Here is an 11,332-nt window from a genome sequence, read left to right as displayed (position 1 = left end):
ACTAAATAATACTGTGTTGCTGCTTTAAGTTGGTTAACGCCGTTTTTGTTTTCTTTAAACGCTGAGCTGCACGCTGCTCATTCAATCTTGCGTAGTTATATACCAAAAAGTCGATAATTGTTAATTGTTTTAAGCGATGTGCCATCGGTACAAATAATCCGGTATCGACTTGCTTTTTGATATTCAAACGCGCGCTTGCTGTTTGATCAACCGGTGAGCCTGGATCAGTGATCGTAATGACTTTTGCACCATTGCTACGTGCTAGTTTGCATAAGCTAATCAAAGCCTCTGATTTACCGCTATTAGATATGGCAATAATTGCGTCACCCGGTTCCAAAGAGCCGATCGCCATTGCCGACATATGCATATCAGGGTAGTAGCCAACTTTTGGCATCATTCTAAAGAGTTTATGGAAGCTATCAAAAGCAGTGCAGTTTGACGCGCCAAAACCACAAATAACGACTTTATTAGAGTCAATCAAAATATGTGTCGCTAACTCCAGTTGCTCAGCATCAATTTCACGATCAACATTAGCAATAGCAGCACGTGCGTATTGGGCAACCTTATCTTTAACAACCGCAGTAGAGTCATCAAGCTTAATATCGATAGATTCGTTGATTTTACCAAGGGCTAGCTCCTCAGCAAAGCGAATCTTAAACTCCTGAAAACCTTTGCAACCCACCGCACGACAAAAGCGGACAATCGTTGGCTCACTAACACCAATGTTTTGTGCAATTGTCGTGATGTTTAAAGAAGTCGCTGCATGGCTGTTATCGATAATCCAATTCGCAACTTTTTGTTCAGATTTCCTTAATTTAAACTCCCCATTTTGAAGTTTTTCTAACATTGTTTCATCATGTCTCACGCTTTTGTACCCCTAAGTTGCAGCGGTGTCACTGCATTTCTAGCGTTTAAACGCTATAATTTGCAATGGCATTAAGATTTGCTTATAACCATAAAAATTGGGCGCATTATAGCATGGCGTGTAGATAATAAACATGGATCACAGTAAAAATGATAAAACATTTTATATACAACTTATCAAAGAATGATCCCGGGGCACATGTGTTGTCTATGGTGATCAAAGTTGGTGCGATTATGATTGTGTATTTTTTAATCGCATGGCGCTTTGGACTTGTTTATGAGGTAATTATTTGGGTGTTTTATTTTCTGGCATTTGCTGCCATCGTTTGTGCTGTGGGCGATATATATTCACGACGCAAGATATTTCTATGGTTTTTAGCAGGATTTGCCTTAGCATTAACTGCCTCTTATTGGCTGTACCCCTATAAGTTATTAAGTTTCACCTTGTTAATTATTTGTGCGTATTATGCCTTTTGGGTAAGGAAATATGACCCTATATTTAATCAGTTTCCTGGTTACTTAGTCATTGTATTGGCGATATCATCAATTCAATTACCAGTACTTAAACAAGATTTAATACAGTTATATATCAGTCTACTATGTGTAGGGAGCGCCTTTTTTGTACTGGTGCTGATGCTGCGCCCATGGGATACGCCAAGGCAGTTATTACGCGTCTTACAGATGCATGCGATTTTGCTGCAAAATGAAACACGCTATATCTTGCGTATGGCATTTGATGTCAATACAGGTGTTTTTGATATAGATAAAACCCAAAAAGAAGTTAATAAACGGCTCATTACATTACATGATAAAGGTGCTAGCTGGATTATTTTGCCCAAGCGCAAAATTGCTTGGCATAAATGCTATGGGCATTATAACAGCCTAGTGCAAAATACCTTTCGATTGATCTTTTTCTACTACACTCTATCCAAAAGAAAATCGACTATTGCGGAAAGTATTATTAAAAAAACGGCAATTAAAGATATCGTTTATATGGCAACGAAGCTTGCCGTTTGGGTGTTTTTGATGAATAAAGATCAAGACTTTAAACATCAGTTAAAGCAATTTAAAACATATAGCAATCATTTTAAACAAGAAGTATTAACAGCATCTAGCTTGAAAGGCTGCCAAGTCCTTGTTTTTGAGATAATACTTATTCTTGAGAGTATGCATAACACTGCGCTATCTTTAAGAGAGGTTGTGCATGAGATTGACTAATTGGTTAAACGCGTTGCCGGCGTACAAGTTGTTGGCAATAAGGGTAGCAAGTGCTTGCTTAATTGCAATTGTATTAACCGAAGTCATTGGTTTGCAACGTAACTATTGGAGTGTTTTGGCAATTATATCCATTAGTATTAGCGTACATGCCAGAGAGGTTCTACTTCGTTCTAAAGCCGTTATTATCAATACGATTTCCGGCTGCTTTATTGGGACATTTGCTTATTATGTGTTAAACCTTTATGTGCCGTTTTATGTGATTATCACAGTGATCTTAGTGTTAGCACTTTATACGCTTTATTTTAGTGTGGTGCATTATGCGGTGGGCGTTTTCTTTAGTAGTATTTTTGTGGTGATGTTTATTGGTACTTTATCCTTTTGGGATATGTCGTTACTTATCGCACGTATATTAGATATTGCAATAGGGGCATTAGTGATTCTGCTAATTAGCAGGCTATTAAAACAGCGCAATTTAAGAGAAAAATTTTATGCAGAATTTTCATCGGTTTATCTGACGCATAAAGAGATTATTGAAATGTTTTTAAGGCAAAGAGAAGAAAAAAACAAGACATCAATAGATAAAGAAAATGGCTTTGACCAGAGTTTGGATAAAGAGATATTAAGGTTGCTTATCGATGAGTTAGCACTGCAAGAGAAGCATGTGGTTGAGAATTTTATTAACACTAAAACAGAACTTAATGAGGCGCAAATCAGTATGATTAAGGTGCTGCTGTCAACAATGCGTGAACTTATGTCAGTTTATCGTGCCTTGTTGCTGTTAGATGATCGTCAAAGTAATCAAAAATTACTGCATTTTTGCCGCCAGAAATTAGTGATGTTTTTTGATCTGTTAAAAAATGAGTATGCTTTACTTGAAAATATAACTAACAACCCATCTAAAAAATAGTTGATTATGATAGTATTGTATTTGTGTATCGATACATAATTGCAAAATTCTTTTGTGCGTTGATAAAAAGCATGTTATCGTAGCTGCACTTATGCTTAACTTAAGTCTTAATTTATGCAATTAAATACACGCTATGGGCAATTTGGGGGCTGTTATGCGCCAGAGAGTTTGATGCCAATTTTAACCGAGATTGAGAAAGGCTTTATCGCCATTCAACAAGATCAATCCTTTCAGTTAGAATTCAAACGTTTGTTAAAAGACTACGCAGGACGCGAAACACCGATTACTTATATACATAACTTATCAGATAAATATGGTGCTGATATTTATCTTAAGCGCGAGGATTTATTGCATGGTGGTGCACATAAAACCAATAATACGATTGGGCAGATGCTCTTGGCCAAATATCTTGGCAAAAAGCGCGTTATCGCTGAGACGGGTGCTGGTCAGCATGGTGTGGCAACGGCAATGACAGGAGCGATGCTTGGGCTTCAAGTTGAGATCTATATGGGGGCTGTAGATATCGCCCGACAAAAGCCTAATGTTGAGCGCATGAAATTATTTGGTGCTAAGGTTCACAGCGTGTCATCAGGAAGTGCAACATTGAAAGATGCGATCAATGATGCCATGCGTGATTGGATTACACATGCTGAGGATACCTATTACTGCTTCGGCACTGCGGCAGGGCCGCATCCATTTCCGGCCTTAGTGCGTTACTTCCAAGAGGTTATTGGTAAAGAAGCACGTGTGCAAATGCTTAAATTAACCAATGCTTTGCCTGATGCAGTTATTGCTTGTGTTGGTGGAGGTAGCAATGCAATTGGACTATTTAGTGGTTTTTTGAGTGATGAGAATGTGGCTATTTATGGCGCTGAACCTGCTGGAAAAGGTATTGAAACTGGTGAGCATGCGGCAACGATGAATAAAGGTGAAATAGGTGTGTTCCATGGTATGCAATCACTGTTCTTACAAGATAAAGATGGGCAGATCAAAGAGCCTTATTCGATCTCAGCCGGCCTTGACTATCCTGGTATTGGACCTGAGCATGTTTATTTGCAAGAGAGCAAACGCGTGAGTTATCTTACCATCACCGATGATGAGGCTATTGCGGCATTTGAAGCGTTATCAAAACAAGAAGGTATTATTCCAGCCTTTGAATCAGCGCATGCATTAGCATTGGCGTTTCAATTGGCGCAGTCGCAGCTGAAGGGTAAAACCATTTTGGTCAACTTATCAGGGCGGGGTGACAAAGATTTACAGAGTTATTTTAAATATAAAGGACTTTCCGATGAATAATCGATTTGACACATTGTTTAAAGATCACAGCAAAAAAATATTTATGCCATTTTTCACCTTAGGCGATCCCAATTTTGATGAGAGCCTACATATCATATCTGCAGCAATTGATAGTGGTATTGAAGCGATTGAACTTGGCTTTCCATTTTCTGACCCAATTGCCGATGGTCCAACCAATCAACGCTCGATGGAAAGGGCACTAAAATCAGGCATGACGTTTGATCGCTGCATTGAGATGCTAAGTATTATTCGTCAAAAGTATCCGGATATCGCAATTGGCTTACTCATTTACTACAACCTGTTATTTAAGCAAGGTGAAAGCGCTTATCAGAAACTGCAAAGTGTGGGTGTTGATGGTGTAGTTTGCGCTGATCTACCGTTAGAAGAGTCACAAGCGCATGAGGCATTACTTAGGAAGTATCATATTGGTGCGGTACAAATGGTTGCCCCTAATTCATCTGATGAGCGTGTCAAGCAGTTAGCCAGTCATAGTAGTGCGTTTAATTATGTGTTAAGTGGTTATGGCACCACGGGTGCTAAAAGTGAGATTGCTCCACAAACCATCGCACGAATTAAACAGGTAAGGGCGCTGATTGATCAACCCATGGTGGTTGGCTTTGGTATTTCAAAACCTGAGCATGTTCACGCAGTATGGCAAGCAGGTGGTAATGCGGCGATTGTCGGTAGTTATTTTACTTCATTAATTGAGCAGCATTTAGATGATACAACAATAGCAGCTGATAAAATACGTCAGTTTATTAGTGAACTCAAGTAATTGATATATGGCTTCGACTGACGCTCAGCCAACGGTTATACCTTTGCCGCTCCCTGAGCGCAGTCGAAGGGAAGGAAAGAAACTAATAGCTTTGACTAATGATTAGCCAATAGTTATACATTGATGCTTCATAATAGCTCAAGCAATATCTCTCCCAGCCTATTTATCGTTTTAATATCAGTATTTAGTGGTGGCAGCCAATAAATAGTATTCCCCAATGGACGCATGAGTGCGCCTTTTTCAATGGCTCTTTGATAAAGCTTATAACCCGCGCGAGGTTCCGTGGTTTTTAGATCAGCAACGACAACCCCGCCTAGGCTGCGAACATTATTTAATTTTTGGGTGCTTTGAGCGATTTCTAGCATGATATTATGCATCGTTGGCGACAATGCTTTATTAACATAATCCAGTATATGCTCACGTTCAAAAATATGGAGTGTTTCTAAAGCGACTTTTGAAGCCAGTGTATTACCACTATGGGTATGCGAGTGCATAAAAGCTTTCTGGGTTGAATAATCATCATAAAATAGCGCATAAATATCATCATGCGTTAAGCAAATACTCAAAGGCAGCATGCCTGAAGTGATGCCTTTAGATAAACAAATAAAGTCAGGTGTAATATCAGCATGTTCACAGGCGAGCATTTTACCAGTGCGTCCAATGCCGGTCATAATCTCATCGGCAATTAAGTAAACATCATTCTCTTTACACCATTTAGCTAGTCTTGCCAGATAGTCTTTGCTATAAATCAGCATACCACCAGCGCCTTGAATAAGCGGCTCGATAATCACGGCATTTAGCTTATCTTGAATTGCTTCTAATTGCGTTTGTGATTTTTGCCAAGCATGTTGTGCATCATGCCAAAGTGGATCGTTAATACCCGTCACATAGGGTATATCTTGCAAGAAAGTACAATCAAATAATAAGGGTTGATAAGCATGCTTGTACAAACCTAAATCACTTACGCTTAAGGTGGCACAAGTTTCACCATGATATCCATTTTGCAGTGCGGCAAAATGCGTTTTGTTTGTCTGCCCTTTAATAACACGGGCATGAATACTCATTTTCATCGCAATCTCAACAGCACAAGAGCCGTCACTGGCAAAGAGTGCTTTATCGGTGTGGGTGAGCTGGCAGAGCTTTTGTGTTAAGTCTTCAATGGTTGTGTTTGTGGTATTTGCCAAAATGGTATGCTCAAGTGCACCTAGCTGTTGTGTTAAAGCTTTTTGCAAATCTGGGTGGCTGTGACCTAATGACTTACACCACCAGCTTGAGATGGCATCAATAATCGGTTTGTCATTGTGATAGATAAAGCTGCCTTTGGCTTTAGTAATATTAAGAGGTGAGAAGGTTTCATAATCTTTCATTTGTGAGCAAGGGTGCCAAAGATTGGTCGAATACATTTTTGTAAACCTTAATTAAATTATAAGTTGACTAAAGTGGCAAGTATATCTAGATTGTTGCCGATGTAAAAGTATCACAATGTGAAAAACAAAGGATAATAATGCCAATGATTGATTTAAATTATGCACAAAGCTTATATAACAAACCATTTAATGAATTGCTATTTACGGCACAAACAGTACATCGCGAAAATTTTGCTGATGAAATTGAACTGTGTGTACTGCTAAGCATTAAAACAGGCAGTTGCCCTGAGGATTGCAAGTATTGTCCGCAAAGCGGGCATTATAATGCGGGCGTTCAAAAAGAAAAATTGATGGATGTACAGAGTATTGTATCACAAGCCCAAAGAGCTAAAGATCTTGGTGCTAAGCGTTTTTGTATGGGGGCTGCGTGGCGTAATCCACCGGAGAAAGCGATGCCACAATTACTTGAGATTATCCAATCTGTTAAGTCATTGGGATTGGAAACTTGTATGACTTTGGGAATGTTGTCCAAAGCACAAGCGACAGAATTAGCCGATGCGGGTCTTGATTATTACAATCATAATCTGGATACCTCAGAGGAATTTTATCAAGAGATTATTAGTACCAGAGATTACCAATCGCGCTTAGATACTCTGGAAGAAGTAGCAAATGCTGGCATGAAAGTCTGCTGCGGTGGTATTCTTGGAATGGGCGAGACGATTGATGATCGTTTACAAATGTTAGTGACACTTGCGAATTTAAAAACACCACCGGCAAGCGTGCCAATCAATCAATTGATTCCAGTGCCAGGTACGCCACTTGGCAATAAACTAAAAAAAGCAGAGGTTGATAGCTTTGACTTTGTGCGCACGATTGCTGTGGCAAGAATCTTAATGCCAGGCTCAAAAATCAGACTGTCAGCAGGGCGATCGCAAATGAGTGATGAAATGCAAGCTTTAGCCTTTTTAGCAGGGGCAAATTCTATTTTTTATGGTGATAAGTTATTAACTGCAGCGAATCCTTCAGAGAATCATGATCTAAAACTTCTCAATACACTTGGCTTTAAAGTAACAAAAAATAGTGAGGAACATCATGAGCTTGTTAGCGAATGATGAGCGTTTAACGGCAATTAAACACAGCGGACGTTATCGGCAACGCGTATTTACCCAAATACAAGATAAGTTTATTTATATTAATGAACGAGAGTTGATCAATTTTAGTGGTAATGATTATTTGGGATTATCACAGCATATTGAGGTTGAAAAACAGGCGAAGAAAGCCATTGAGTGTTATGGTGTGGGTAGCACATCATCTGCGATTGTTTCAGGAAGTCATTATCTCATTGAGGCGTTAGAACATGACATAGCGGCATTCGTAGGCTATCCACGTGCTTTGCTATTTAATTCCGGTTATCATGCCAATTTAGCGGTGATGAGTCTAATAGGAAAAAATGCTCAGACAGTGGTTGCGGATAAATTAGTTCATGCCTCTATTTTAGATGGCATTGCCTTATCAGGCGCCAAGCTTAAGCGTTATCCGCACCAAAATATTGATAGTTTGCGCACCATTTTAAAAAAACATCCAGAAGCCAACTATGTCATTACCGAAGGTGTTTTTAGTATGGATGGTGATATTTCGCCTTTAGCAAAGCTTGCCAATATTGGTCCTACTAAACTTATTATTGATGATGCGCATGGCTTTGGTGTGTTAGGTCAATTAGGCAAGGGTGCGGTAAATCATGCGGGGTTAACTTTTGAGGATGTACCTGTCATGATCGTACCCTGCGGCAAAGCATTGGGTGCTATGGGTGCATTGGTTTGTGCAAGTGATCAGTTTATTGAGCTATTAATACAAACAGCGCGTAGTTATATCTATAGCACGGCACTTGCTATTCCGGTTGTTGCTGCTTTAAATGCGAGTTTACAGCTTGTTATGGACGCTGATCATTTGCGTGACAAGTTGTTTGAAAATATTGCCTTTTTTAACCACTATGCACAAAGACTAGGCCTTCATGTTGTGTCTTGCGATTTGACGCCAATTCGCAGCATTATTATTGGTGATAACCAACAAACACAAAACATACAAAGTATGCTGAAAGATAAAGGTTTTTATGTTTCATGTATTCGTCCACCAACGGTGCCTGAGCATAGTGCACGACTACGTATATCACTCACTGCGCTACATGATACAGGTGATATTAAAGCATTATTAGATCAATTGGTGTGTATGTTATGAGTGTTCAAAATCATCTGTTTCTATCAGGTTGGGGTTTTAAAGCGAGTCTTTGGCAAATATTTCACCCTGAGATATCCGCTCATCAATGCATAGATATGCCTTCTTTTGAGAGCATGGATGAAAAAGATGAAGAACAAATATTGCAGTATTTATCAGTGAAATTAGCTAAAGCCGAAGTCATTCATGCATGGTCACATAGTGGCTTGTGGGTTTTGATACTTATTCAACAAAATAAATTAGATATCAAAAATAAAAGCATTTATTGTTATGGTTTGCCGTTGTTATGGCAATTTTCTAGTGATGAGAAAAAACAAGCCTTTATAAGACAATATGAATTAAACCCAAAAAAACTGTCACAGAAATTTTTAAAACTTGTTGCTTTTCCGGAGGTTGAGAGGATTAAACTCATAGAGTCATATTGCCTACTGGCAGATGCTGTAGAGTATCATAGCCAATTAAACTATTTAAAGTGGATGTTTTCTTTTACTGAAAGAATGCCAATAACAGATGCCATTGCTTTGTGTCAAAAAACGGGTGTTAATATATTTCTGGTAGAAAATGATGCGATTGTTGATAGTCTATCCTTGGCAAAGTTATTTAATAGTAAGCTCACAAAGAACCAAAGCCATCTAGGCTTATTACATCTTGCAGGAAGTGAGGTAAGCGCATGCTAAAATCGCCTCGTATAAGCTTTAGTGCCGCCAAAGATAGTTATCATCAACACGATCAAGTGCAACGCAAGGTGGATGAGAATTTAAAAAACATGGCATTTCAGCATCTTGAGCAATATAAAAATACACAGCATATATTAGAGCTAGGCTGTGGAGATGGTGTTAGCAGTATCGATATAGTAAAAAAGATTATGCCATTGACTTATGATGCAGTTGATATTGCAGATGTGTTAATTGATAAAGCAAAGGAGATAGCAGTTGATAGCTCGTCGATATCAAGGTGCAACTTTAACTTTATACAAGGTGATTTTAATCAATCATTTTTCTGGCAAACGTTATCTCAAAAAAAATATGATGTGATCTATAGTAATATGGCGCTACAGTGGTCTAATTGCTTACAAAGATTATTCAAATACATTGATCAAGTGTTGGCTGCAAATGGTATATTTGCCTTTTCGATTCCAGTGAATGGCACCCTTAAAGAACTTAAAAAAATAGTGCGTATTAATAAATTTACAACGCATCATGAAATGCAATGGTTGTTTAAATCGTTTAATTGGCAGTGTTTAAGTATCGATAAGCAAAGCATTCAATTAGAATTTTCTAATAGGCTGGCGCAACTTAAGCATTTAAAAAGCACAGGTGTAAATAGTTATTTGGGGGATGAAAAGAGTGAAAGGCCAGAGATGAAATCACTGCAGAGATATTTGCGTGATGATAATGAGCAAATGACAACGTTAAGTTATGAAATTGGGTTATATGTTATTACAAAGGGGTAATTCATGAATTACCCTGTGATGGTGTGTGTATGTGGCAATTGAAGAATTTGGCATATATCAGGTGACTTGTGGATTGCACCAACCACCGTGAAATTATACGGTTAGGTTATGTGTGATGATAAAACAATTCCTGTAGGGGTAATTCACGAATTACCCCTACGATGGTGCATGCATCAGGCAATTCGTGAATTGCCCCTACAAGGATCTTCGTAGGGGCGTATTGCATACGCCCTTTATGCAATACCTTTTAAAAATAATTAACAAGGAAAACAAATGAATATATCTTCATTAACAAAATTAACAAAACATAAGCAAATCGCGATTATCGGCACAGATACCGAAGTGGGTAAAACTTATGTCTGTGTTTATTTAATGAATCAATTAAAAAAGCAAGGCTTAACAGTCGCTGGATTAAAACCAATGGCATCAGGCGCTTTTATTGAAGGTGGTCACTTAGTTAATGAGGATGCATTGGCCTTACAAGAGGCATCTTCTGTGCCACTTCTTTATGAGGTGATAAACCCTAACGTTTATGAACCTGCCATTGCGCCACACATTGCTGCAAAGCAAGCAAATAAATCATTAACTGTTGAAAAACTTGTTGCGCAAACCAAGCATTCTTTAGCGCAAATTAGCAGTGATATCACTTTTATTGAAGGCGCAGGCGGCTTATTAACGCCATTAAATTTCAATGAAACATGGGCGGACTATTTAAAGGCGTTGGATATTCCAGTGCTTTTAGTCGTCGCTATGAAGCTTGGCTGTATTAACCATGCTTTGTTAACTGAATACTATCTTAAACAGCAACAAATACCCTGTGTTGGCTGGGTTGCTAATTGCATTAATCCTAATATGCCTGTTTTGCAAGAAAATATTGTGACATTGACGCAAATGTTAACGGCCCCCAAAGTAGCAGAGATTCAGTTTAATCTGTAAATGGTTAACATCCAATGTTGTAAGTAATTTAATTTCGTTATGAAATCTAGTCTATTTTTATTTTTGTTGGTTTATTTCCTTCCTTTTGTCGATTTTGTCATTTTTATGTAATTTTTATAATGTTTATCTGATATTTTTGTCGCACATGCTCATTTTTTTCGGTAAATTACTGTGAGGATTGATTAATAGGATGTTAACGAATGTTATCAAATGCGAATCAAGGGTTGAATAATAATCAAAAATAAAGTTTACGAGTTGCCAATCCATAATTTATTGTGTTAATG

The 11,332-nt window shown here is 38.3% G+C and carries 11 protein-coding genes; 9 read left to right on the top strand and 2 right to left on the bottom strand.

Features of this window, described 5'->3' with window-relative positions; translation table 11 throughout:
- Position 1: 1 nt before the first annotated feature.
- The gene (locus tag ACY10D_RS07670) at positions 2-847 is read right to left on the bottom strand and encodes a MurR/RpiR family transcriptional regulator (RefSeq protein WP_487000167.1); all 846 of its coding nucleotides are present in this window, start codon (positions 845-847) and stop codon (positions 2-4) included.
- A gap of 167 nt (positions 848-1,014) precedes the next feature.
- On the opposite strand from ACY10D_RS07670, the gene ACY10D_RS07665 reads away from it, so the two are divergent.
- The 4 genes from ACY10D_RS07665 (at position 1,015) to trpA (ending at position 5,060) form a co-directional block, all read left to right on the top strand.
- Positions 1,015-2,082, top strand: coding sequence for a hypothetical protein (locus ACY10D_RS07665; RefSeq protein WP_487000166.1), 1,068 nt, complete (start codon positions 1,015-1,017; stop codon positions 2,080-2,082).
- A complete protein-coding gene (locus ACY10D_RS07660; RefSeq protein ID WP_487000165.1) occupies positions 2,069-2,989 on the top strand; it encodes an FUSC family protein in 921 nt (306 codons plus the stop codon). The genes ACY10D_RS07665 and ACY10D_RS07660 overlap by 14 nt, the downstream gene beginning before the upstream one ends.
- 114 nt (positions 2,990-3,103) lie before the next feature.
- Positions 3,104-4,285: a tryptophan synthase subunit beta gene (gene trpB / locus ACY10D_RS07655; protein ID WP_487000164.1), complete on the top strand. Its 1,182-nt coding sequence runs from the start codon at positions 3,104-3,106 to the stop codon at positions 4,283-4,285.
- Complete coding sequence (gene trpA / locus ACY10D_RS07650; protein ID WP_487000163.1) at positions 4,278-5,060, top strand: tryptophan synthase subunit alpha; 783 nt, start codon at positions 4,278-4,280, stop codon at positions 5,058-5,060. Before trpB ends, trpA begins: the two co-directional genes overlap by 8 nt.
- A 128-nt stretch (positions 5,061-5,188) precedes the next feature.
- On the opposite strand, the gene bioA is transcribed toward trpA, so the two are convergent.
- Complete coding sequence (bioA, locus tag ACY10D_RS07645; RefSeq protein ID WP_487000162.1) at positions 5,189-6,463, bottom strand: adenosylmethionine--8-amino-7-oxononanoate transaminase; 1,275 nt, start codon at positions 6,461-6,463, stop codon at positions 5,189-5,191.
- Positions 6,464-6,570: 107 nt separating this feature from the next.
- Between bioA and bioB the strand changes: the two genes are divergently transcribed.
- The 5 genes from bioB to bioD all read left to right on the top strand — a co-directional run bounded on the left by bioB (position 6,571) and on the right by bioD (position 11,048).
- Positions 6,571-7,539, top strand: a complete 969-nt coding sequence (bioB, locus tag ACY10D_RS07640; protein ID WP_487000161.1) for a biotin synthase BioB — start codon at positions 6,571-6,573, stop codon at positions 7,537-7,539.
- Entirely contained in the window at positions 7,520-8,662 is a 1,143-nt protein-coding gene (locus ACY10D_RS07635) for an aminotransferase class I/II-fold pyridoxal phosphate-dependent enzyme (RefSeq protein ID WP_487000160.1), read from the top strand. Before bioB ends, ACY10D_RS07635 begins: the two co-directional genes overlap by 20 nt.
- On the top strand, positions 8,659-9,336 hold the full coding sequence (locus ACY10D_RS07630; protein WP_487000159.1) for a hypothetical protein: 678 nt from the start codon (positions 8,659-8,661) through the stop codon (positions 9,334-9,336). Before ACY10D_RS07635 ends, ACY10D_RS07630 begins: the two co-directional genes overlap by 4 nt.
- Positions 9,330-10,112, top strand: a complete 783-nt coding sequence (locus ACY10D_RS07625) for a methyltransferase domain-containing protein (protein WP_487000158.1) — start codon at positions 9,330-9,332, stop codon at positions 10,110-10,112. Before ACY10D_RS07630 ends, ACY10D_RS07625 begins: the two co-directional genes overlap by 7 nt.
- Before the next feature lie 273 nt (positions 10,113-10,385).
- Positions 10,386-11,048, top strand: coding sequence for a dethiobiotin synthase (gene bioD / locus ACY10D_RS07620; RefSeq protein ID WP_487000157.1), 663 nt, complete (start codon positions 10,386-10,388; stop codon positions 11,046-11,048).
- Positions 11,049-11,332 lie beyond the last annotated feature (284 nt).

It is taken from the genome of Cysteiniphilum sp., from assembly GCF_057495195.1.
The sequence above is the reverse complement of the archived record's forward strand: the minus strand, read 5'-3'. Positions and strand labels throughout refer to the sequence as shown.